The organism is Lentibacillus sp. L22 (genome assembly GCF_040812445.1).
Lineage (GTDB): Bacteria > Bacillota > Bacilli > Bacillales > Amphibacillaceae > Lentibacillus_C > Lentibacillus_C daqui.
On sequence record NZ_JBFNXI010000012.1, the window covers coordinates 13,502 to 36,796 of the forward strand.

A 23,295-nucleotide genomic window follows, 5' to 3' on the forward strand; every position below is an offset into this window, starting at 1 on the left:
CATTTTATCCATATTAGATTAGGAAAAATCCTTATAAATTGGCGTTCCCTCTTCAAGTTAAGTTGTATTCTCATTCCCACTCAATCGTAGCAGGCGGCTTACTCGTCACATCATACACCACGCGGTTAATATGTTCCACCTCGTTGACGATTCTTGTGGAGATCTTTTCTAGGACATCCCAAGGAATCCGTGCCCAGTCTGAGGTCATACCATCAATCGATGTCACAGCCCTGATACCAATTGTATAATCATACGTGCGGGCATCTCCCATGACACCAACACTGCGGATATCCGGCAGTACGGTGAAATATTGCCAGATGTCTTTTTCCAGCCCGGCTTTGGCAATTTCATCTCTTAAAATAGCATCGGATTCACGAACAATTTCCAGTTTCTGTTCAGTGATCGCTCCAAGCACCCGGATACCTAAACCTGGCCCAGGGAATGGTTGTCTCCAAACAATATGCTCTGGAACACCAAGTTGCAGGCCAAGTTCACGAACTTCATCTTTAAACAAGGTGTTCAATGGTTCAATCAATTCAAATTGCATGTCTTCCGGAAGTCCGCCAACATTATGGTGCGATTTGATCGTTTGCGCAGTCTCCGTTCCACTTTCAATCACGTCCGTGTACAATGTTCCCTGCGCCAGGAAATCAATATCGGTTAACTTGGCCGCTTCGTCATCAAACACGTAAATAAATTCATTACCGATGATTTTCCGCTTTTGTTCGGGATCGCTAACACCAGCCAACTTGTTCAAAAATCGCTCCCGTGCGTCAATTTTGATAATGTTCATATGAAAACCATCCGCGAATGTTTTCATGACATCATCCGCTTCATTTTTACGGAGTAATCCATGGTCAACAAATATACAAGTCAGCTGGTCGCCGATCGCCTGATGGATCAATGCTGCCACAACGGATGAGTCAACCCCGCCACTTAGTGCACAGAGAACGTTTCGGTCCCCAACCTGTTGCTTGATTTTTTCCGTTTCCAGTTCGATAAAGTTTTCGATTGTCCAGTCCCCAGCACATTTGCACGCGTCAAAAACAAACTGCTTTAGTAATTGGTTGCCATATTCTGTATGACGGACTTCCGGATGAAACTGTACCCCGTACAATTGACGGTTGGGATCACTCATCGCTGCAATCGGAGTGGATGGACTCGTCGCGTCGATTTGAAATGATTCCGGTACCTGTATCACTTTATCACCATGGCTCATCCACACCGTTTGCTCAGTCGGTGTATCATGGAATAAAAGAGCATCATGGCTTAACGAAATAAGCGCCTTACCGTATTCCCGGTCTTTCGCCTTTTCTACCTTGCCATCGAAATGTAGGGTCATTAATTGCATACCATAGCAAATGCCCAGAATTGGAATATCAAGATCAAAAATTTTCTCATCACAGCGGAAACTATTTTCATCATATACACTGTGCGGGCCGCCGGATAAAATAATGCCCGCCGGATTCATTTGTTTAATCTCTTCAGCCGTCAATTGATGGGAATGCAGTTCACTATAAACGCCGAATTCCCTGATTCGCCTTGTGATCAGCTGATTGTACTGGCTGCCAAAGTCCAGCACTAAAATCATTTCATTATTATCCATGTTGCCACTCCTACCATAGCTTAATATACTAAGTGCTTATATTTATACAAAAAAACCTGCATTTCCACCGATTGCAACGAATTAGCTACAAAAAGGCAGAAATCCAGGTTCCGTTTATCAACCAATAGATATTCCGCCTTCATAGTCAGGACATTTACGGTGTCCCGGTAGAAACTTTCCGACCATATTTCAGAGGATATACGAAAGCACACTTGACAATTTAAATTACATTTTACTTCATTTATTTTACTGGTATCAGTCTTCCTGGTCAAGCAGTTATCCGTCTGATTAAATTTTTCCATAAATCATTTAGCTGCTGTATTTCTGTCTGATCCAATTCATTGCGATACAACATGCGTTCATAATAATCGGTAAGCACACGCATCTCGTTTGTCCCGTACTTCTTATCAATTTGCTGTGCATATTCACGTAGGGTTTGTCCGGTTTTCAATGCCGCTCCATCACGTTTTAGCAATTTCAACAAATGATGATAGGCTTCCTGAAATGTTCGTGAACCAGTTTGCCGGTTTAATTTCATCGATACCATCCTTGTCTTTAATCGGAACCGCAATCGGTAAACCACGAAAGCTAACACAATGATTACCATTGAGGCGATCCCCAGTAACCACCAATTCAGATGCGAATTAGACGACCTATCAGTATGTTCATTGGTATCCGTTGCTGCTTGATCATCTTTTTCCGCTTCCGATTCTTTTTGTTCGGTATCCTGTTCAGCTGGTGTCTCCGCCGTTTCTCCTTGGTCATTGCCCTCGTCGGCATTTTCCACATTCTCATGGAAATCGGCTAAATTGGAGAATCCTTGTGTTGGTTCAAATGGTACCCAGCCAGATTCCGGAAAATATACTTCCACCCATGAATGGGCATTGGCACTGGTTACCTCATATACATCATACGCATCATCAGCACCATCCATACGGTCAGCGGTTTTTTCACCACTTGTAAATCCTTTTACCCACCTGGCCGGGATCCCCAATGTTCGGAGCATGACCACCATTGATGTCGAATAGTTATCACAATAACCTACCTGTGAATCAAATAAAAATTGTTCGACATAATCCTGATCTCTCTTAGGAACAGGAATGTTGGATGTCTGGTATCTAAACCCATGCTGGCCAAAATAACGTTCGATTTCCTTGGCCTGATCATAACGATTTTCCTTACCGTTTGTAATTTCATTGGCCAGTTCACCGACGCGCTTTGGCAGTGCGTCCGGGAGCTGGGTATATTGCGCTTTAATTTGCTTGGGATCTCCCGCTGATTCTTTGCGTAATTGATCCAGAGCGAAAGATGGATAATCAAAGGTAATCGTATATTTATCCAGGCTGATCGCTTTGCCGTCCGCTTGTGTGCGAATTGTCCCTGAATGCTGATCCAGTAATAGTTCTGCATCCGACCTGGTTTGTACTTGGCGAATGCCATATGGATAAAGCAACTTTTCGATATGGGTATTGCCTTGAAACTGCACAATATCCTTTTGCCGCTCGGTTGGCACGCTGTCACTGAATGTATCCAAGCTTAATTGATCATGTGGCTGAGTAATATAATCCGCCGGTTTGGAGTTTTCCCAACCTTTACCGGTATAAACATCCTTCGTTTCAATCCGCCAATAATGTTCACGCTTCGTCGCCGCCTGAAAAACCGGTGTATAATCCTGGATGAACGAACCGCCAAGCCGCGTATCATCCTCCCCATAGCCAACTTTGTGAAATCCACCCACATCACCGGTGTAGCCAGCATTTTCCGCAGCATTTCTTAAAAACGGAAACGGATCTGGCCATTGCGGATCAAATTTTGGTGCAGCGTAGCCAACGAGTGTGGAGAACAGCACAACTGCAATAAGCGGCAAGATCCAGACCGGTGATTTTTTAAGCCAGGCAAAGCGAATCGATTCACGATCAATAACTTTCATCATGTTGGCAAGCCCGAGCGCAGCAAACGAAATAATAAAGATACGGATAACTGATCCATCCGCTTCATAAGCAGTAAATGTATCCAGAATCGCGACATAAACCACCGTCAAGAGGACAAACAAAAAAATACGCTTCATCACAACAAACCAATAATACAGGAGATAGCTCATTAACCAAATCAGCAGCAGAAATAAAAGGCTGCGAAATAGTGGTGTCAGGTCATACCAGTTTTGCATGACCAAGGATTGAAAATTAGCAGCCATTTCCAAATTAAATTGTTGCAGCCAAGCCTTGCTAAAGAATGGGTAAGGCATAAACAATAAATGGATGATAAACAGCATGGCCGCACCCTTGAGGATAAACGACAGCCACCATTTGATCTGAAACATTGAAATCAAAAAACAAAACACGGCATAGACAATAAAAATAGACAAGTTGCTGATCTCAGTCACTTGCCGAACAGGATAAAGCCACTCCAGCAAAAGGAGAAACCCTAGCAAATACAGGATCGAGGTGTAGAAAAACGGAATCTTTATATTTGCATTCGTATTCATCCGGCATTCACCTCAATTGTCTGCCGCACTAATTGTTTTTCCGTGATCACATGAATGATAGCCCCTTGAAAACGCAATTGCTTGATCTGCTTTCGTTCCGCTTCCATGATTGCGTTTTCCTGCCGAATCAAATGCACAACCACCTGTTTCGCCCGTTGTCTCAGGTGTTTAATCACTGTTTGCATATCGTCCAGGCGTGTAGTCACCAGCATGATCAAACCGACATACGGCAAATTCATGACGGTCTTGCTTAACTCTAAGGCAAACGGATTTGTTCCATTTGGCTGCATTCGTGTTAAATGGTTCAGCAAACGGTCTGTTTCATATGGGTTCTGATTAACGGCAAATGGCACGGTTTCTTTGCCAATGGAGAAAAAGCTGATGTTGGATGATTGTTGTTTCAATGCCTCGATCAGAGACAGACTTAGTTCAATCGCTGCTTCATAAGCTAATCCATTTATCCCGTCGTAGTAACCATTATCCAGCATAACAATGGTGTCTGTACTCTTTTCCTGTTCAAATTCCTTGGTCATCATCGTATGTTTCTTCGCTGTTTGTTTCCAGTCAATCCAGGAAAATTTGTCCCCCGGTTCGTATTCACGAATCCCCGCGGCAATGTTGGTATTATTCATATGCAATACGTTGGAGGAGACCGGGCCCTGTTCAAAACTGTCCATCCGTTCGGTCATCTCGATCGGACGTTGAACGGGATGGGCCACAAGCTGATCGGCCACCGGGAATATATGTGTCTTTTGAATAAACCCAAACACATCTCCCGTTTTGACCCGAATGGCTTGGAAATGATGTTCGCCCCTTGGCACACCATCTAATTGGTATGACAACTCTACCGCCCGTTTCAGCCCCGGGAAAATGACTTGTTTCATGGAACGATTCACTTGTAATTTCTCCGGATGATCCAGGTATTGATATTTTTCGACCCGCTTATCCAGTTTGTTTAACGAAAATGGAAAGATTTCCTCACAGACACAATAGTAGAGCGGAAATGGGATCGATCGTTTCAGCCTTATGGTGACGGTTATACTATCACCGGATCGCACAATATAACGTGATAAATGTCTGGTAACCTGGAAGCGATGAATCGGATAAATGAGTAGTCCGACATGATAAATGAAGATGGGCAGATAGCTGAAAAATAAAAACCAGCTGACAAATCCACCTTGAAACATCGCGAAGGAAAATAATACGCCAAACAGGGTAACAATCAAGAGTATCCTGCCCATTAAGCCTGCTAGCCGGTTCATGATCTGAATTCCTTTCGTATCGGTACCTCCGCACTGTTTATAATCGTTTGCATCACCTGTTCATTTGTCAGTCCATCATACTTTGCTTCCGTTGTTAATATAAGCCGATGGGACAGCACGTATGGTGCCAAATATTTTATATCATCAGGTATACAATAGTCCCGGGAAGAAATATAGGCATATGCCTTAGCCGCTTTCATCAGAGCGATGGATGCACGCGGGCTAGTTCCCAAATAAATAGCCGGATGCCGCCTCGTAGCGGTCGTCATATTCACAATATAATGCTGAATAGTTTCATCGATATATACCGCCCTGACTTCTTCCTGTGCCTCCAGTAACTGCTCCTTGGTGATAATGGCTGTCACTTGTTCAATCGGATGAAGGGCAGATGTCCTTTCTAACATGCTTACCTCTTCTTCCGGCGTTGGGTAGCCCATTTTCAGCTTTAACAAAAAACGATCAAGCTGGGCTTCCGGCAATGGGTAGGTCCCTTCATATTCAATCGGGTTTTGCGTCGCCATGACAAAAAATGGTTGTTTTAGTGGTATCGTGTTTCCATCAACGGTTACATTCTTTTCTTCCATTGCTTCCAATAGGGAGCTCTGCGTTTTCGGTGAGGTCCGGTTAATCTCATCTGCGAGCACAATATTGCCGAGAATTGGCCCCGGTCTGAATTCAAATTCCAATTCTTTCGGATTATATATTGATACGCCGGTCACATCAGACGGTAATAAATCGGGCGTGAATTGAATCCGGCGAAAATCACAATCCAATGATTTGGCAAGTGCTCTGACAAGCATCGTCTTACCCACACCAGGGACATCTTCCAGCAATACGTGTCCGCCGGCAAGCAAGGCAACCAAGCTTAATATTACCTCCTGATCCTTGCCAATCATGACTCTATTAATATTGGATAATACCTTTTCAATTTTTTCATTATACATCATTGTTTCCTGCATCATGGTTGCTCCTTCCCAACAACAGAATGGATCCGACAGTACTCCACCCTAACTATACTAGAAATGGATATTGAAGTAAAAGTACAAGTAAAGGTAGTTTTGGAGTATTATAATAATTTAAAATCCAGTATTGACTGTTATTATTTTTTTATACGTCGGAATTAAAATATAGTTTGGTCAGAATGTGAAGTGAAAGCAAAAAGCGCCGTGAATAAGATTGTCTATTCAAGCGCTTCTTCCGTATTTTTATTATGAGCTGGCCTTTTTCCATTTTGAAGCTGGCTAATGCTTAGACCAAAATCCATTTGCAGGTGAGGATAATCAGGAAACCTTTTCCAATCACCGCCCCATTCAAATCCCAGATCTTTTGCAAGCTCAGCAACTTCCAACCAATCGGATTTTCCGTTGTTATTGCCGTCATATTGTGTATCCCAGGTGATCTCACCATTATCTTTCCTCAAGGCATAATCAATGGCCAGTCCATAGTTGTGATAGGATTCACCACCCCTTGCATTTGTAACAATATCACCGCTTGTTGACCGTCCCTGTGCATATAATTCATTTTGCTCATCAATTGGGCGGGTTTCTTCCGTGATAACTACATCTATATTTATATCAGCCGCTTGTTCCAACAATATATTTTTGTTTTTTTCAACTTTTGGATGTAGTTCGCTCGGAATCGGCGCATCTTCTCCTAAATCTTCATATCTATTTCCCGAGCCTAGATATCCATCATCCATTTTGTTATAGGCGATAAATAGAATAACTAGAAACAGGGTGATAATCATCCATGGGAGGAGTATATTTCTTATGCGTTTCATGTGCTATTCCCCTCTTAAATATAAAACAGCATCTTTTACTTATTTTTCCAATGCTTGAGCTTACAAAATCAATATCAAGTAGTATAATCTAACAGGTGTATCGATAGTTTTCAATCCCTAGGGGCAGTTTTGTTCAATTCATGGAGTGCGCCGTCTCCCGAGTTGGTGCGTTCTCTACCGTCCTGAGCAAGCTGGCTACCGAGCTGGAGCGTATCTCTCCCGACCACAATTTTATTAAACTTTTATAGAGACAGTGAATCACTATAATAGTTTTCAGTATAGTAAGGCTGTGACTTATTATTAAATGCCACTCCGACTCCTAAATATTGATAGTTTTCCTTAAGGATGTTTTCCCTGTGTCCTAAGGAATTCATCAACCCTTCATGGGCAAAGATGCTACTGAACTGACCGTACGCCAGGTTTTCACCAGCCATATTAAATTGAATATCGTCTTCCTTCATACGATCAAACGGGGATTGGCCCTGTAAATTTGTATGGTCGAAATATTGATTGTCCGCCATATCCCGGCTATGCTTCCGGGCTGTTTCTCTCACGTCATTATCCCACGTTAAAATGGGCAGATTGTGCTTTACTCTTGTAGCGTTGGTTAAATCAAACAACTGATATTCAAATCCTTCTTTTAGCTGCTGGCTGGATTCGGTATAAATATTATCTTTGTTTTGTTCCAGTCCTTCATCGATCATCTGAATGGCTGTAACCGTATTGTTTTCATGTTCATCATAAAAAACTGTGACATAGTTGTTATCGAGGCGGAATACATCATATTCTCCATTACCATTAATCTGGTAGTTGACCAAACCTTTTCTCATGGTTGATTCGGGAGTACCCAACTGATCTCGAACAGCTTGTTTTGAGCTTCCCAATTCTATTCCGGTTGAAGAGGCAATTAAATCTTGATTAGTAAAGAGGCCGCGAACGATATCTTTTTTATCATAAGCAACCATGATGAAATTTTGGTAGTTATGATGATAGGCTTCCCAGCTAACACCATATTCATTTTTCGAAGCCCTTTGCGGCTCCCCGGTTTCCTGCTCAACTTCATCCCTTGATTCACCTAATTCAATATTATGGATTGAAAATGTGTCATCTTTAGGAGCTGTCAATTCTGGTGTTTCAACGTTCGCATATCTTGATTCTGACGGCGGATTATCATGCGATTGAAATAGAGAATTTAATTGCTGATTTAAGTTATTCAAGGAAAAATTGTTATTTGCCTTATCTTTTACAAAATCGACTGTAGAACGGAAGGAATCTCCTATAGATGAAGGAACGAGTTGTTGAACTGGCTCTTCCCATAATGGTTTTGAAACATAACAGATAAACACAATCAATAATAGTAGAATCAGCCGTTTCACAATTACACGCTCCAGTATAGTTCTGATTTTTCATGGAAGGTATTTACAATTAAAAATGTATTGAGATACAATCTGGTTAGGGAACCCCTTGTGATTTGTTTCATTTTATTTCAGCTCCAACTTGGAATCTCCCCAAGTTGGAGCGGATCCCTCCCGGCCGGAATGAGCTGGCTCCCGGATTACCTTCTCGGCAGCTTACAGTTCTTCTATTTTTTCAGAAAGGATCGGCGTGTGCTGAACCATCGTCTGTGCCAATGCCGAATTTGTAACTGCATGTTGTACAGAAACAATTGGAACAAAAGCAACTACGTATAAAAGTAGAAAAACGATCAAATATACTTTCATGAATCCAAACGCTCCGCCTAGCCAACGATTCACTATCCTTAACAAAGGTAAATCTGCCAGAAAATCGAGTATGGAACCAAGCGCGCGCCATAAGAAATTTGTACCAAAGAACAAGATCGCGAAAGCAATAGCTTGGTAATAAATATCTTCCACGCTTAAAGTATTCGAGAAAAAGTCCCATTGGCTGTCGGCAGAACCGGGGTAAGGAATCCATCTTAAATGCGGAGCAATATCATTAAAAAATAAATAGGCAACGACCAGTGAAACAATAAGACTGGTTAAATGAACGATCTGATTAACCAGGCCTCTTCTCAATCCGATAAAGAAGCCACCGACCAAAATAAGTAAAATAATCAACGTTAGCATCGTTTCATTTTCTCCCCTTCGCATGTTGTCGTCAATCTTTTTGTACCGCACTCCATAATCCAATCAGTACGATGAAGTGTAATGCATTCCGTAACGACATTTTTTCTAGTATTAACTCAAGTGACAGATCGGCTAATGCTAGCTTACACTTGGAGTTAACTCCTAGTCAACCGGTTGTTATGCTGTTATATTTTGTCAGCTCCTTCATCATTGGTTTACTACCACAAGGCTAATGGCTCGATAATAGTTAGTTCCGGATAAACAGAATCTATTTTCGCCAGGTCCTGCTCGGTAAGCTGGATATCTGCAGCTTTTACGTTATTGATAACATGTTTCTTATTACTGGACTGCGGAATCGCAATAGTCTGTCCATTTCGAATGCACCATGCCAATAAAATTTGAAAAACATCTGCATGATACTTTTTCGATATATCTTGTAAAACGTTTTGTTTCGTTAAATCAGCACCTAAGCGGTCTCCTCTTGCTACAGGGGCGTACGCCATTAACGGCATGCTATTTTCTTTCATCATGGGAACTAAATCGTAATCAATTCCTCGATCCCCCAGGTTATAACGGACTTGATTCGTGGCACAGTGGCGACCATTAGACAGCTTTAATAGTTTCGTCATATCGTTCACATCAAAATTAGAAACACCCCAGGATTTAATCTTCCCTTGCATTTTAGCTTGTTCCAGTGCTTCTATTGTTTCTTCCATTGGAATACTGCTTTCCCAATGAAGCAAATAGAGATCTACATAATCTGTCTTCAACCGTTTTAAGGAATGATCTAAACTGATGGGTATCTGTTTTTTTGAAGCATTATTGGGAAGAACTTTTGAGACAAGAAATAAATTTTCTCGTTCAAAAGGTTCAATAGCATGCCCTACCAAACTTTCAGCGTTTCCATTACCATACATTTCCGCTGTATCAATCACTTGAACACCGTGGTCCAAGCCGGCTCTTATCGCTTCAACTTCTTGAGCAAATTTATCTGTTTTATCTCCCATATTCAAAGTCCCCAAGCCTATGGGAAAAACTTCTCTTCCGGCAATCTTTACTTTTTTCATTTCCATCAACTCCTTCATGTTCAGTACAAGAAGTTATTTATCACAAACCACCTGCTCATCAGATGGTCTGTGGTTTCTTTTATATTCAGGAAAAATTTCTACATCACCAAGGTTGTGCTGTCGGTCCAATCGTAAATTCATTAACATTGGTATCTTCCGGCTGATCGATTGCAAATGCGACAACATTGGCAACGCGGTCTGGGCCAATTTGATATTGATTATACATTGCATTTGCACTTTTTGCGGTTTGTTCATCCGTGATTGTTTCAAGTAACTCCGATTTAATTGCAGCTGGATAAATGGTTGCTGTTCTGATATTTGTCCCTTCTTGCGCGGATTCCATACGCAGGACCTCCATTAAATCGCGAACAGCCCATTTCGTTGCACCGTAAACGGCACCACCAGGATAAGCCTTGAGTCCAGCTACAGAAGAAGTTGTAATCACATGACCAGATTTTTGTTGTTTAAATTCTGGAAGAACTGCTTCAAGGCCATTTAAAACACCTTTCAAGTTTACATCAACCATTTGATTCCATTCATCGCTCTTTAGTTCGGACAATGGCGAGTTCGGCATTAAACCAGCATTTAAAAAGATGACATCCACTTTGCCAAATTCCGCTTTTGCTAATTCAACTAATTTCTGATTATCTTCTACTTTTGTAACATCGGTTACTTGGTAAATGGCCTCACCTCCGTCTTTTGAGATAGCTTCCGTCAATTTTTGTAATTTATCTTCACGACGAGCACCCAATACCATTTTCGCACCTTTTGATGCCAATAATTTTGCGGTAGCCTCACCAATTCCTGACGAAGTACCTGTAATAATTACTACTTTGTCTTTGATTGCCATAATATGATCTCTCCTTTATCTTTTGATAGTTATACCTTACACCTTGAAGTCAACTCCAAGGCAAGGCTTTAAAATTATTTGTTGTTTCTTTAGTCATATTTTTGAGAGTACTATTCAATCTATTTCAGTAACAACTTATTTTTCCCTCGATTTAATTAGCATCAGCGAGCGGCATTCTGTATAACCTATCGTCCTTTTCCTGTGGATTTCCTCGAACAACCAATAAGGAAAAGAATACCGATTAGATATCCTGATAAGATTTTTTCAATCACATCACCCCTTTTTCTTCTGGGAATCATGTTACCCCATGAAGTTAACTCTAGGTCAAGTGATTATCATGCTTTAATGTTATTAAAAAGAAACTATTCTTCATGTCTAATGTAAGTCCTAAAACAATGGAACAATTATGCAGTAGTTTTATACAATGAATTTCGAAGTATAATACAGATAAAACTGACCACTAACGAAAGTACACCTACGAATAAAATGTATTTCGTTCCAAATTGCGCGATGATAACTCCAGCTACACCTGATCCAATCGTGGTACCCAAGTTAACAGAAGTCAGGAATAACCCATTTGAAAAATCGGGTGCCTTAGGAGCGGCGGACATCACCCAATATTGATTGATATTTGCACCAATCCCCGCCAGTATCCCCCAAACCAAAATAATAATCGCAGTAGGCACCGTCAGTTCTGCCACGAAGAAAAAGATCAGATAAACAGCAGTTAACGCAATTGGGAAGACGGTTACCGAATGGATAGGGTGGTCTGTAAGCAGTCTGCCAGCTATCACATTCCCGACAATATTGGCCAGACCATAAACAAGCAACATAGCACTAATTATATTTGCCGACATATTTGTTACTACATCCAAATATTCAGCAAGATAACTATATACGCCGAAAATGGCTGCATTTAAAAAGAGAACTGCCAAAATAGAAAGCCACATCATTCCATGCGTTAAAATCTTTAACTGCGAACCGTAAGAAAGTCTTTCCTGCACCGGCATGGAAGGTATAAATAGTATAGTCGCAATAAATGTAAAAATATTGACGATAGCAAAAAAGGACATCGCCACTTGAAGGGAAATTGTATCGGCAATGAAGCTTGCGACTGGAACACCTAAAACCATACCTGCCGAAACCCCTATAAATACTTTGGAGATAGCTTTTGGTGCTTCCTTTTCGCTAACAGAAGCACCTGCAACGGATAAAGCCATCGAGACATAGACAGGATGGAAGAATGCTGGAATCACACGCGCTATTAATGCAACCGTAAAATTGGTCGTAAAGACGGAAATAATGTTACTAATAATGAAAATAACCAGTACCAGTAACATGACTTTTTTTCGATTGATACTAGAAAATACTCATGGCATCGTTGGTCCAGCAATGGCAATGCCCAGGGCAAAAAGACTAACTAATAAACCAGCTGACGAGACACTGACATTAAAATGACTTGCCAAATCAGGGAGTATGCCAATGACACCCATTTCGGTATTGATGATACCAAAAACACCAACTGCCAGGATAAATATAAGCAAACCTTTAGAGTTTTTCATAAAATATAGTTCCACCTCCTCGTAAGTGCTTATCTTTTCAATAACATTCTAAAATGATACAATCCAGATAACAAATACCTATATCAAATAGATTGGTATAACTATTAAGCATAGGAGAGGAAGCTCATGATGGAAATCCGATTGTTACGCTATTTTATTGCGGTAGCGAACCAGCAGAGTATCTCGGGTGCAGCGAAATATCTCCATGTATCACAGCCATCATTATCTAGACAATTAAGTGAGTTTGAAAAGGAATTGGGCACTCCTTTATTTATCAGAGGAAACAGAAAAATCACCTTGACAAATGAAGGTGTGTTCTTATTAAAAAAAGCGAAAGAAATTGTTGAATTAGTGGATAAAACGGAAGCTAATTTTAACCAGCCCGAAGAAATTATCAGCGGCGAAATATACATTGGTGGTGGCGAAACAGAGGCGATGCACTTTATTGCCAAAACATTAAAAGCATTACTTGCGTGTTATCCTAGTATTCAATTTCATTTGTACAGTGGAAATGCAGATGATATTACCAGCAAGTTAGATAGTGGGTTATTAGATTTTGGTATTGTTATTGAACCAATGGATAAACAAAAATATGATTACATACAATTACCCGCTACCGATGTTTGGGGCGTTTTAATGCGTAAAGATAGTCCTTTGGCGGATAAACCATCGATTCAACCAGCGGATCTAATGGATAAGCCTTTAATAATCTCTCGTCAAACAACTGTCGATAATGAGCTATCCGGATGGTTTGGACAAAATGTTAAAGATTTAAATATTACTGGAACGTATAACTTGCTATATAACGCCGCACGTATGGTGGAAGAAGATCTTGGATACGCCTTATGCATAGACAAACTGATTAATACATCAGGCAACAGCAACCTTTGCTTTAAACCATTGAATCCCAAATTAGAGGCTGGTTTGAATATTATCTGGAAAAAACATCAAGTATTCTCCAATGCAGCGGGTAAATTTTTAGAGCAAATTCGAAATAATATTGAAAAATATAATCAAAATGGATAAACCCTCAAATTCTAACATTTATTTATAACATCCAGTATAGTCAATTTTGATCATTATTCTTGACTTAGAGTGGACTCTAGGTATTAGCATTATCATAAAACACAAGGAGGTGAACGACATGCAAGCCAACTGGAGTCAAGAGCAACTTGCTGCTTTTTCCCAAGCTGATGATATGTATATATCGCCATTTTACAGTGATGGCAAAACCCCTGGAACACCAACTTGGATTTGGTCCGTTGTTGCAGATAACAATCTATATGTCAGAGCTTATAATGGTCAACATTCCAGATGGTATCAATCTGCTGTTCAACAAAAAGCCGGAAAAATAAAATTAGCAGGGGAAGAATACAATGTTACTTTTCAACCAGTAGATACCGATCCTGAATTAACAGCAAAGATAGACGAGGCCTATAAAGAAAAATACAGTAACAGTATGTATCTTTCACCTATGTTGGGAAAAGGACCCGTAAGTGCGACCGTAAAAATTTTACCGCGAAATGAATAAAACAGTTTATAAAACCACCTAATCCAAGTTTGATTAGGTGGTTTTATAATAGAGGTTCGATTTCTATTACCTTATTACTTCCTCTTCCCCCGACCGGGCGCGTTGTCTCCCGGGTTGATGCGATTTCCTCCTGGCCAGAGCAGGCTGCCTCCCGAGTTGGTGCAGTTCTCTACCGGCCTGGGGAGGCTGTCTCCCAGGTTACTACGATTCTCTACCGACCAAAGCGGGCTGTCTCCCGAGTTGATGCGATTCCCTCCTGGCCTGGCCAAACCGTCTCCCGAGTTAAAGCGAATCTCTCCCAATCCAAGTCTTATTTATTAAGCGAAGGGACATTAAACTATCCCTCCGCTTTACGCATCCTCGTCCACCCCTTTTTCATCTTCCTTCCATGGCGGATCACCAAATCGATGCAGTTTTCGATTGATTTTATAAATTACAAGCGGCACCAGGAATGCCACAATGGTATAAAAGATCACAATCGGTTCCGGCAATAATTCTAATATACGTGTCCACATGAAATGCCAGCTCCCTATTTCTTCGTCTTATTAACATTACCTGTTGCGTTGATTCTTGACGTAACATTTACATCGAATGTGACATCCGAGAAGTAATTCTCTCCATGATCCCAGTCATCTTTGATTTGTTGCCACAGGTTATAATGATGTTCTTTTAACATTTTGCCAATATCAAATACATCTGTTTTTAAATCCATTTGTGCTGTATTAATCGTTTGTTCGGCAATTCTTTTAATTTCGCGGGATACCTGTTTTTCGATTTCACTTAATGATCCACCTTGAAACAGGTTCTGTGTACCAAACGTTTCCGAAATGTCCCCGCTGGTATCGATATTCACCTGCACATGCATATGTTTTATATCATCAACATTCAGTTTGATCTTGCTTTTGACATCTTTTAGCTCGTACGCAATGTTCTTTTGGTGAATCGCAATTTTAATGTTCCCTTCCTTCCCATTTCCGGTAATCAGGTTTAATCCCTCTGTCTCCAAACCGTTAAGTACGCCAATCATTTGATTATTGTATCCGTTAAAAACAGCAGCACCCATCGATTCGATACTTTTCTTTTTGGGGGTCACAAGGGGAAGTATATAGCTTAGTTTATTTAATAATTTATCCTGCACATCGCCATTTACAATAGGCTGGATTTCCGTGATATTGGCAACACTGTTTTCCAGAATGTCGTCCAGGTAAATGATCGGTATTTTTTCACTTTGCGGTTTGGTGTCCAGGACCTTGCTTGCCTGTCCATTGGCGATAACAACTTTAATGTTTCTGCGCATTTCCGAATTGCGCAGGAACATATCCATTACTTTTCCAAACAAATATGGCTGCTCTGCTACCTTATCCGAAATAACAATGACCTTCTCATGTTCGTAAAAGGGATTCTTACTTGTTTTTTCGGTCATTTGGCGGGAGATATCAAACATACTTTCCCCAGACGATGTGAGATTATCAAATGCCTGCGTGTCACCCCCGCCATCTGTTGGTGTACCGATCCCGGCTGGTACCACAAATTGGTGGGTCAAGGTGATCCCATCTCCGCCGTTCTCCGTTCCTCCTAAATCAATACCGGAACCAACAATAAAACCACGATCTTCAATATCAGTGGTATCCCAACAGCCTGCCAGCATCAATGTCAACGCAATAAATAAGGGAAGTACCATTACAGGTCGTCTCATTTTTGTCTCACCTTCCTTAGCTTGGCAATAATGGTCAGCAAGATCGTAATGAACGTTGTAAAACCGATGGAGACATAGCCTAAATATTTCCCCATGGATGCAACACCAACTAAATCTTCCGGATACATGGCGACTACATACACGATTGGTGACAGGATGCAAACCATGGTGATTTTTGATTTATTTTTAAACATGTTGCCAAGTGCCAATACGGCAATATCCAATGCCATTACCGTTGTATTAAAAATCGCCATGATCCAAATTACGAAAAATATCGATTCAAATCGTTCAAAGAACCCACCCGGTATATCTACTACTTTGGCCAATTCAATCACAGGAAAAATCAGATTGGACGTTACCGAGTTGCCAAACACACCAATACTGGTTATGTACAGGAAGATATATAATACAATAGGGATACATGTCCCAATTACAGCAGATCGTGGTACCTTCTTCGGCCTGTCGACAAGTGACGTATAAAACAACAGGATCATCCCAAATCCCATTAAAGGGGACAGGCTGCTACCAATCCCCTTACGATAACCTGTAAAGCTTGTTTCAAAAACTGGCAGTAAATGATCCAGCCGAAACCAGCCAATATTCAATACAATAACCGCCAAGGCAATAAAAATAATGATCGGCAGGAACATCAAATTTAGACGAAAGATTCCTGCCCGTGAACCGGAAACCGCGTAAATGACTACAAGCAAAAATGTAAGCGACAGGATCTCAAGTGGTGTACGGTCAAATAGATACTGTTTGGCAATATCCGATATTTCCCGTACCTCCAAAGCGGCCAACCATAGGGCAATGACAATAAAAATAAACGTTACAACAACTGCTACTGGTTTGGAAAGAAGTTTGGCTGAATAGGAAACAAACGATTGATGTGGAAAACGGATGGCTAACCTGGCAGCTAACCAGGTAATAAGAATAATAAACCCACCACTAATCAATAGCGATATCCAGCCATCTACGCCAATTGTTTCACCAGCCAAATCTCTCGGTAATGACAAGACACCAACACCGATCATAATGGATGGTATCGCAATCAAGATTTCCCGATGGCTAATTTTTTCATCGCCATATTCAAACCATTTCATGATCCGTTGTCTCCTTTATTTCCTTTGTCTTTCTTATTCGTTTTGTCGCCTTTATAATGGTTATCGCCGGATTTCACGTTCCTTGTGTCCAAATATTGTGGACGTTTCGTTAATACCTGAACCGGTGCACGAAATACAAGATCCTTCCAATCAGACAGAAAACTTGGTGCAAAAGGAGTCGAAAAAGGCACACCAACACTTTTCAAATTAACAATATGAATGTTGAGCATAATGTACGCAAGAATAATTCCATACAGGCCAAAAAACGCTGCCGCAATCATAAATCCAAAGCGAATCATCCGAAAAGCAATCGACACACTATACTCCGGCATGGAAAACGAAGCAATTGCCGTCAATGCCACCACGATAACCATAACCGGACTGACAATACCTGCCTGTACCGCGGCTTCACCAATAACCAACCCACCGACAATACCAATCGTGTCCCCGATGGTCTTTGGTAACCGGGCACCCGCTTCCCGCAATAGCTCCATCGTGATTGCCATTAATAATGCCTCTACAATAGCAGGAAATGGTACCCCTTCCCTTGATGCGGCAATCGAAAAGGCGAGCTTTGATGGAAGCATGCCCTGATGAAACGAAATAAGCGCAACATACAGTGCCGGGGCAAACATTGCAATAAAAGCGGCCAGATACCTTAGTGCCCTAATTAACGTCCCCACTGCCCAGCGCTCATAATAGTCCTCAGGGTTCTGCAGGGCATCACCAATATTAAACGGCATCACTAGTACGAGCGGGGTTCCATCCAGCAGAATAGCAATTTTCCCTTGTAATAATGCGATCGCAACTTTATCTGGTCGTTCCGTATTAGTGATTTGCGGAAACGGAGATAAATAGCTATCTTCAATCCATTGTTCAATAAACCCAGATTCGGGAGCATCATCCATATCAATGGTCTTTAGGCGGCGATTGACTTCTTTAATCAAATCCGGATGAGTCACACCCTCAATATACGTGACGACCAGATTCTTTTTGGAGCGTTTCCCAATCTTTTCCGTTTTAAAGCGCAAATTTGGATCGCGAATATATCTCCTGATCAATACCATATTAGTACGAATATTTTCTACAAAGCCCTCTCTTGGACCGCGAATAACTGGTTCTGTTTGCGGCTCCTCAATGGATCGGGTTTCCCAACCTTTCGTATCCATGATAAGAACTTCATCGATTCCATCCAGGAAAAACACGGTACCCCCATAAAGAATCGCATCAATCACATCATCCATCGAATGTCCTTTTTCCATATCACTTGATACGATCATTTCCTGAAAAATGGTGTCAAACAGAGCCTTCGTATTACTTGGGAGTTCTTTTCTTTCTGTTACACCCTGAATTCTTAAAATAATACTGTTATGTACTTCAGCAGTATTTACCAGCCCATCGATACAAATGACAGCGCATTTATGCTCCGTATTTCGAACGGAGAATGTACGAACGATCAAGTCATTCGGCTGATCCAGCATGGTTTTGATGATTTCCGTATTCTTATCAAGCTGTTTGACCAACTCGACACCGTACCTGCTGCCATCCTTTTGTTTCTTTTTTTCTTGCTTTTTACGTTTGAAAAAACCCATCGCAATCTCTCCCTTTTGGGGACAGTCCCCTTGAGATACCACTCTCCTTTGGTTTCCCATTTTTCATGTTTTTATGCGAAATAGACGAGTATATAACCGGCGATATTTGCCAAACTAACCAAACGAAGAAAATGAACTAGCATGAGCAAAGACAGTGCGCCCGAAGCTAACACAGATGCAGGGTGACCCAATAAGCACGGTATACACATTATTCAGAATTAGGGGAGTGCCTGACATGCATACAATTCAGATAAATAGAAGTGAGGGAATGGAAACAATGGCAAACGCAGATGAACAAAATGAAGAATTAACAGCAGCGGAAATTTCCAGTCTTTGGACATCCTATCAAAATAGTACAATGATGATTTGCGGATTGCGTTATTTTTTGGAACATGTCGATGATGCGGACATTCGTAATGTTCTTGAGGATTTTTTGGCGTTTTCAGAGGAAATTCAAACAACGGTGACCAACATCCTCAATGCGGAAGATTACCCGATTCCACAAGGTTTTACGGAAAACGATGTTTATTTGGATGCACCACGGCTATTTTCTGACCGGATTTACCTGGACCTGATGTTAAATATTGGCAACTTTGACATCGCCATTATGGGATTGGCTATGACCCAGTCAGAACGTGATGATATCATTCATTTTTATGCAACCTGTGTTGATACAGCAAAGCATTTGTTTAAAAAAACAATAAACCTGACAAAAGAAAAAGGATTCTACATTAGTTACCCCAAAATTCCTAAAGCAAGAGAAGTTGAATTTGTTACGAATGATAGCTTTTTGACCGGCTGGTTTGGTGAAAAACGGCCATTATTAGGTGTCGAAATTACCGCACTGGTATTAAATACACGACGTAATGCGCTTGGACAGGCACTTATTGCCGGATTTGCGCAAGTAGCCAAGTCTAAAGAGGTTCGTCAGTATTTTGAAAAAGGACGTGATATTGCCGCGAAACAGCTCAAGGCGTTCACTAAAATTTTAAATAAAGATTATATTCCCGATGGTGCATGCATCTTAACTTCCGAAGTAACCAATTCAACGGTTGCCCCTTTTTCCGACAAGTTGATGATGTGTTTGATAACAACATTAATTGCCTCCGGTCTGGGACAATACGGTACATCGATGTCACTTAGCCCAAGGCATGATCTAGGTGCAATGTATGCACAACATATGGCTGAAGTCGGCAAGTACTCCAACAAAGGGGCCAATATCCTGATCGAACATGGCTGGATGGAACAACCACCGATGGCAGCAGATCGCAAAGATTTGGCACAATAGGCCTTGGCTATGCAAACGAGCCATGAGTCCCGAAATAAAAAATTAGAAATGCTGCTATGGAGTATCGCTTTACCCGGATTTGGCCAATTATTGAATAAACACTACATCAAAGGTATATTTTTTGTCATTTTGGAGTTTATCATTAACGTCAATGGAAATTTTAACACGATTATTGTTCTAAGTTTTAATGGGAAAACACTGGAGGCAGTCGAGCAAACAAACTACCTGTGGCTCATGTTTTATCCTTGTCTTTATTTCTTTGCGATGTGGGATGCATTTCGTGATGCCGGCGGGGGAAAAAGATCCTATTCCTTTATGCCTTTTGTATTTTCCGCTTATTTTGTTACATTAGGTTTAATTTTCTCTCCCGGACTCCGACTATTTGGTATACTGCCGGGACCGATGTGGCTGCCGATACTATTTCTCCCGCTTGGTCTTGCAGTTGGCTTTTTGATTCAATTTATTTTGCTTAGAGGAAAGATAGACAAAAGGTAGCGGTTGCCTGGCTTTCGGTCGATATCCACACGACTGCGGTTGATATATGCACGGATTCAGTCGATATCAGCGTGCTCCGGGTTGATATTCCGTGCTTTTGGTTGATATTCTTCTTTTCCGGCCGATATCCTGTAATTCTGGTTGATATACGAGATTATTTGGCCGATATGGAGCAGGTTTGGTTGATATTCATAAGCAAAAGCGTACAAAAATGGCTGGTTCTCCCTGACATAGTTATCCCTATTCCGCCAAAAATAGAGATAAGCCATCTAAAGGAGAGCATTATGGATATACAGCGAGCACAGGAAATTGTGGAATCATTACCGATGATCAATGTTCATTACCATGGCATTCCCGTTTATATACAAGCACTTGACCCAAACAATGAAACAGCAACCGTTTTCCCGCTTGATGAAATGCACCATTCTCAGCCTGTTGAATTAAGCGGCTTAACAGAGGTTCAACTTGGAAACGAACAACCCGGCTCTTTATAGGTGAAATAATCGGTTTTCGACAAAAAACCATTGAATTTTGCCATTTCCATGTTATAATGAGGACATTCTTATAAGACGCATTCACTCATATAATCTCAGGAATATGGCCTGTAAGTTTCTACCAGTTTGCCGATAACAAACTGACTATGAGTAGCAATGGGAAAGGTGTTATTTCCTTTCTTTTCCTTTCGATGTTACAGCTCAAAGGACTTTGCTCCACTCATAATGAATGGATGCACGGTCGTTTGGGCTTTTTTGTTTGTCCGGGGACCATTAAAGATGATTTGGAAGGGAGAGCAAATAATGCAAAGACTGAAGGATAAAATACGTCAGGAAGGAAAAGTGCTATCGGATGATGTGTTAAAGGTTGATTCATTTTTAAACCACCAAATCGACCCACAGCTGATGAAGGAAATCGGGGAGGAATTTGCTAAACGGTTCCATGATACGGGAATTACCAAAATTCTTTCCATTGAATCATCAGGTATAGCCCCGGCAACGATGGCTGGTCTCGTGTTGGATGCACCTGTCATTTTTGCCCGAAAACGAAAATCACTTACCTTATCCGATAACCTATACACAGCAAAGGTATACTCATACACAAAGAACGAAACAAATGATATTTCCATTTCAAAAGAATTTATTCATAACAACGATATCGTGCTGATTATTGATGATTTCCTGGCGAATGGTCAAGCTGCTCTCGGGTTAATAGATCTCGTGGAACAAACTGGCGCATCACTTGCCGGAATTGGTATTGTTATCGAAAAAGGTTTTCAGTCAGGTGGCAAATTGCTGCGCGATCGTGGTGTTCGTGTCGAATCATTAGCCAACATCTCCTCCCTGAAAAATGGTCATGTCGAATTTTTCGAGGGGGTTCGTGCGTAATGAAAAATACGATGTTGGGGATTCAACACTTATTAGCGATGTACGCTGGTGCTGTTGTTGTACCACTAGTCATTGGCGGTGCCCTCGGATTTCAGGGAGAAGACTTAACGTACCTCGTTTCTATTGATATTTTAATGTGTGGAGTTGCCACCTTCCTGCAGATTTTTAGCAATCGGTTTACCGGAATTGGGCTGCCTGTCGTGCTCGGCTGTACATTTACCGCAGTCGGTCCCATCATTGCCATTGGTGGTGAGTTTGGCGTAGCAGCTGTATATGGATCCGTAATCGCTTCAGGTCTTATCATTATACTAATCAGCGGATTCTTCGGCAAACTTGTCCGCTTTTTTCCACCGGTTGTCACTGGTTCGGTGGTAACCGTCATCGGTATTACGCTCATCCCTGTTGCGGTAACCAATATGGGTGGCGGTGACGGAGCGAGTGACTTTGGTTCCTTATCCAATATTGGGCTTGCTTTTGGAACACTTCTTTTGATCGTTCTTATCTATCGTTTTTCGACTGGTTTTATTCGTTCTATTTCCATTTTGCTTGGTTTAATTGCCGGCACAATCGTTGCAATGATCATGGGAAAGGTCGATTTTTCTGCAGTGGCAGATGCTTCGGTTTTTCGTATGGTAGAACCGTTTCATTTTGGCTTGCCAACATTTGAATGGCCCGCTATCCTTACGATGACGCTGGTTGCAATTGTTTCGCTTGTTGAATCCACCGGTGTCTATTTTGCCTTAAGTGATATTTGTGAAAAAGATTTGCAGGAAAAAGATTTGGCAAAAGGATACCGGGCAGAAGGACTTGCATCGGTGATTGGCGGAATCTTCAATGCCTTTCCTTATACTACTTTTTCCCAAAACGTTGGCTTAATGCAAATGTCAGGTGTGCGTTCACGCCGTGTTATTGTGCTTACTGGATTAATGCTGGTGGCGCTCGGTTTTCTGCCAAAAGTTGCAGCGCTGGCAACCATTATTCCTGACCCGGTTCTAGGCGGGGCGATGATTGCCATGTTTGGAATGATTGTTTCCCAAGGGATTAAAATGCTTGGCGACACCATCTCACAATCACAAGGAAACCCGATGATTATTGCATGTTCGGTCGGAATGGGCCTTGGGGTAACAGTAGCACCTGATTTATTTGCCCACTTGCCAGCAAGCGTACAAATTTTAACAAGCAATGGCATTGTTGCCGGCAGTTTCACAGCAATCATTCTGAATATCGTATTCAACATGCTTCCATCCCGGTCACAAAACAAAAAAGCAGAAACTCCTGTATTGTATGAACAGGAAGCTTAAAATATGGGAAAAACCGCTACGTGATGTTGTAGCGGTTTTTGGCATTATATCAGCGATTCCAGCTCTCCTATCAGCGGTTTTGGACATTATATCAGCGATTCCAGCCCTCCTATCAGCGGTTTTGGACATTATCAGCGATTCCGGCCCTCCTATCAGCGATTTTGGACATTATATCAGCGATGCCGATCTCACCCTGGCCTAAAAACCA

Annotated in this window: 20 protein-coding genes, 1 pseudogene and 2 riboswitches; of the genes and pseudogenes, 7 read left to right on the top strand and 14 right to left on the bottom strand. The window is 41.4% G+C overall.

The window, feature by feature from the left end:
- Positions 1–70: 70 nt before the first annotated feature.
- From guaA to ABRT01_RS07900, 10 genes and pseudogenes are all read right to left on the bottom strand, one after another.
- The gene (gene guaA / locus ABRT01_RS07855; protein ID WP_269411353.1) at positions 71–1,606 is read right to left on the bottom strand and encodes a glutamine-hydrolyzing GMP synthase; all 1,536 of its coding nucleotides are present in this window, start codon (positions 1,604–1,606) and stop codon (positions 71–73) included.
- 122 nt (positions 1,607–1,728) lie between these two features.
- A riboswitch (purine riboswitch) is annotated at positions 1,729–1,830 on the bottom strand.
- 44 nt (positions 1,831–1,874) lie between these two features.
- A complete protein-coding gene (locus ABRT01_RS07860) occupies positions 1,875–4,091 on the bottom strand; it encodes a DUF4129 domain-containing transglutaminase family protein (RefSeq protein WP_367746754.1) in 2,217 nt (738 codons plus the stop codon).
- Positions 4,088–5,353, bottom strand: coding sequence for a DUF58 domain-containing protein (locus tag ABRT01_RS07865; protein ID WP_367746755.1), 1,266 nt, complete (start codon positions 5,351–5,353; stop codon positions 4,088–4,090). Before ABRT01_RS07865 ends, ABRT01_RS07860 begins: the two co-directional genes overlap by 4 nt.
- Positions 5,350–6,315, bottom strand: coding sequence for an AAA family ATPase (locus ABRT01_RS07870; RefSeq protein WP_367746756.1), 966 nt, complete (start codon positions 6,313–6,315; stop codon positions 5,350–5,352). Before ABRT01_RS07870 ends, ABRT01_RS07865 begins: the two co-directional genes overlap by 4 nt.
- Before the next feature lie 218 nt (positions 6,316–6,533).
- Positions 6,534–7,133, bottom strand: a complete 600-nt coding sequence (locus ABRT01_RS07875; RefSeq protein ID WP_367746757.1) for a M15 family metallopeptidase — start codon at positions 7,131–7,133, stop codon at positions 6,534–6,536.
- Between the two features lie 242 nt (positions 7,134–7,375).
- The gene (locus ABRT01_RS07880) at positions 7,376–8,509 is read right to left on the bottom strand and encodes a CAP domain-containing protein (protein WP_367746758.1); all 1,134 of its coding nucleotides are present in this window, start codon (positions 8,507–8,509) and stop codon (positions 7,376–7,378) included.
- Between the two features lie 195 nt (positions 8,510–8,704).
- Positions 8,705–9,220 carry a CvpA family protein gene (locus ABRT01_RS07885; protein ID WP_367746759.1) on the bottom strand — a complete coding sequence of 172 codons (516 nt, stop codon included), beginning with the start codon at positions 9,218–9,220 and terminating at the stop codon, positions 8,705–8,707.
- A 218-nt stretch (positions 9,221–9,438) separates the two neighbouring features.
- Complete coding sequence (locus tag ABRT01_RS07890) at positions 9,439–10,287, bottom strand: aldo/keto reductase (protein WP_367746760.1); 849 nt, start codon at positions 10,285–10,287, stop codon at positions 9,439–9,441.
- Positions 10,288–10,390: 103 nt separating this feature from the next.
- Positions 10,391–11,137, bottom strand: a complete 747-nt coding sequence (locus ABRT01_RS07895; RefSeq protein ID WP_367746761.1) for an SDR family oxidoreductase — start codon at positions 11,135–11,137, stop codon at positions 10,391–10,393.
- 404 nt (positions 11,138–11,541) lie between these two features.
- A pseudogene (locus tag ABRT01_RS07900) lies at positions 11,542–12,699 on the bottom strand (MFS transporter).
- A gap of 129 nt (positions 12,700–12,828) precedes the next feature.
- Here ABRT01_RS07900 and ABRT01_RS07905 point away from each other — a divergent pair.
- On the top strand, positions 12,829–13,725 hold the full coding sequence (locus tag ABRT01_RS07905; protein WP_269412459.1) for a LysR family transcriptional regulator: 897 nt from the start codon (positions 12,829–12,831) through the stop codon (positions 13,723–13,725).
- A 118-nt stretch (positions 13,726–13,843) separates the two neighbouring features.
- Entirely contained in the window at positions 13,844–14,230 is a 387-nt protein-coding gene (locus ABRT01_RS07910) for a DUF2255 family protein (protein WP_269411344.1), read from the top strand.
- A gap of 350 nt (positions 14,231–14,580) precedes the next feature.
- Here the strand turns inward: ABRT01_RS07910 and ABRT01_RS07915 are convergent, their stop codons facing one another.
- Genes ABRT01_RS07915 through ABRT01_RS07930 form a run of 4 tightly spaced genes read right to left on the bottom strand, consistent with a single transcriptional unit; the run spans position 14,581 to position 18,621 of the window.
- On the bottom strand, positions 14,581–14,745 hold the full coding sequence (locus ABRT01_RS07915; protein WP_269411343.1) for a hypothetical protein: 165 nt from the start codon (positions 14,743–14,745) through the stop codon (positions 14,581–14,583).
- 14 nt (positions 14,746–14,759) lie between these two features.
- Positions 14,760–15,926, bottom strand: coding sequence for a Ger(x)C family spore germination protein (locus ABRT01_RS07920; protein ID WP_269411342.1), 1,167 nt, complete (start codon positions 15,924–15,926; stop codon positions 14,760–14,762).
- Positions 15,923–17,029: a GerAB/ArcD/ProY family transporter gene (locus ABRT01_RS07925; protein WP_269411341.1), complete on the bottom strand. Its 1,107-nt coding sequence runs from the start codon at positions 17,027–17,029 to the stop codon at positions 15,923–15,925. The genes ABRT01_RS07920 and ABRT01_RS07925 overlap by 4 nt, the downstream gene beginning before the upstream one ends.
- Positions 17,026–18,621, bottom strand: coding sequence for a spore germination protein (locus ABRT01_RS07930; protein WP_269411340.1), 1,596 nt, complete (start codon positions 18,619–18,621; stop codon positions 17,026–17,028). The genes ABRT01_RS07925 and ABRT01_RS07930 overlap by 4 nt, the downstream gene beginning before the upstream one ends.
- Before the next feature lie 235 nt (positions 18,622–18,856).
- Here ABRT01_RS07930 and ABRT01_RS07935 point away from each other — a divergent pair, with 235 nt between their 5' ends.
- From ABRT01_RS07935 to ABRT01_RS07955, 5 genes are all read left to right on the top strand, one after another.
- On the top strand, positions 18,857–19,909 hold the full coding sequence (locus ABRT01_RS07935) for a DUF3231 family protein (protein ID WP_269411339.1): 1,053 nt from the start codon (positions 18,857–18,859) through the stop codon (positions 19,907–19,909).
- A gap of 9 nt (positions 19,910–19,918) precedes the next feature.
- Complete coding sequence (locus ABRT01_RS07940) at positions 19,919–20,404, top strand: hypothetical protein (RefSeq protein WP_269411338.1); 486 nt, start codon at positions 19,919–19,921, stop codon at positions 20,402–20,404.
- A 284-nt stretch (positions 20,405–20,688) separates the two neighbouring features.
- Positions 20,689–20,898, top strand: a complete 210-nt coding sequence (locus tag ABRT01_RS07945) for an H-type small acid-soluble spore protein (protein WP_269411336.1) — start codon at positions 20,689–20,691, stop codon at positions 20,896–20,898.
- 65 nt (positions 20,899–20,963) lie between these two features.
- Positions 20,964–21,065, top strand: a riboswitch (purine riboswitch).
- Between the two features lie 136 nt (positions 21,066–21,201).
- On the top strand, positions 21,202–21,786 hold the full coding sequence (locus ABRT01_RS07950; RefSeq protein WP_269411335.1) for a xanthine phosphoribosyltransferase: 585 nt from the start codon (positions 21,202–21,204) through the stop codon (positions 21,784–21,786).
- Positions 21,786–23,087, top strand: coding sequence for a nucleobase:cation symporter-2 family protein (locus ABRT01_RS07955; protein WP_269411334.1), 1,302 nt, complete (start codon positions 21,786–21,788; stop codon positions 23,085–23,087). Before ABRT01_RS07950 ends, ABRT01_RS07955 begins: the two co-directional genes overlap by 1 nt.
- Positions 23,088–23,295 lie beyond the last annotated feature (208 nt).

Excerpts from the sequence above, each read along its gene's own strand:
- ABRT01_RS07905 (WP_269412459.1), top strand. The coding sequence starts at position 12,829 with ATGGAAATCCGATTGTTACGCTATTTTATTGCGGTAGCGAACCAGCAG.
- ABRT01_RS07955 (WP_269411334.1), top strand. The coding sequence starts at position 21,786 with ATGAAAAATACGATGTTGGGGATTCAACACTTATTAGCGATGTACGCT.
- ABRT01_RS07910 (WP_269411344.1), top strand. The coding sequence starts at position 13,844 with ATGCAAGCCAACTGGAGTCAAGAGCAACTTGCTGCTTTTTCCCAAGCT.
- ABRT01_RS07865 (WP_367746755.1), bottom strand. The coding sequence starts at position 5,353 with ATGAACCGGCTAGCAGGCTTAATGGGCAGGATACTCTTGATTGTTACC.
- ABRT01_RS07950 (WP_269411335.1), top strand. The coding sequence starts at position 21,202 with ATGCAAAGACTGAAGGATAAAATACGTCAGGAAGGAAAAGTGCTATCG.
- ABRT01_RS07885 (WP_367746759.1), bottom strand. The coding sequence starts at position 9,220 with ATGCTAACGTTGATTATTTTACTTATTTTGGTCGGTGGCTTCTTTATC.
- ABRT01_RS07875 (WP_367746757.1), bottom strand. The coding sequence starts at position 7,133 with ATGAAACGCATAAGAAATATACTCCTCCCATGGATGATTATCACCCTG.
- ABRT01_RS07860 (WP_367746754.1), bottom strand. The coding sequence starts at position 4,091 with ATGAATACGAATGCAAATATAAAGATTCCGTTTTTCTACACCTCGATC.
- ABRT01_RS07935 (WP_269411339.1), top strand. The coding sequence starts at position 18,857 with ATGCATACAATTCAGATAAATAGAAGTGAGGGAATGGAAACAATGGCA.
- ABRT01_RS07940 (WP_269411338.1), top strand. The coding sequence starts at position 19,919 with ATGCAAACGAGCCATGAGTCCCGAAATAAAAAATTAGAAATGCTGCTA.
- ABRT01_RS07945 (WP_269411336.1), top strand. The coding sequence starts at position 20,689 with ATGGATATACAGCGAGCACAGGAAATTGTGGAATCATTACCGATGATC.
- ABRT01_RS07890 (WP_367746760.1), bottom strand. The coding sequence starts at position 10,287 with ATGAAAAAAGTAAAGATTGCCGGAAGAGAAGTTTTTCCCATAGGCTTG.
- ABRT01_RS07930 (WP_269411340.1), bottom strand. The coding sequence starts at position 18,621 with ATGGGTTTTTTCAAACGTAAAAAGCAAGAAAAAAAGAAACAAAAGGAT.
- ABRT01_RS07920 (WP_269411342.1), bottom strand. The coding sequence starts at position 15,926 with ATGAGACGACCTGTAATGGTACTTCCCTTATTTATTGCGTTGACATTG.
- ABRT01_RS07915 (WP_269411343.1), bottom strand. The coding sequence starts at position 14,745 with ATGTGGACACGTATATTAGAATTATTGCCGGAACCGATTGTGATCTTT.
- guaA (WP_269411353.1), bottom strand. The coding sequence starts at position 1,606 with ATGGATAATAATGAAATGATTTTAGTGCTGGACTTTGGCAGCCAGTAC.
- ABRT01_RS07925 (WP_269411341.1), bottom strand. The coding sequence starts at position 17,029 with ATGAAATGGTTTGAATATGGCGATGAAAAAATTAGCCATCGGGAAATC.
- ABRT01_RS07870 (WP_367746756.1), bottom strand. The coding sequence starts at position 6,315 with ATGATGCAGGAAACAATGATGTATAATGAAAAAATTGAAAAGGTATTA.
- ABRT01_RS07895 (WP_367746761.1), bottom strand. The coding sequence starts at position 11,137 with ATGGCAATCAAAGACAAAGTAGTAATTATTACAGGTACTTCGTCAGGA.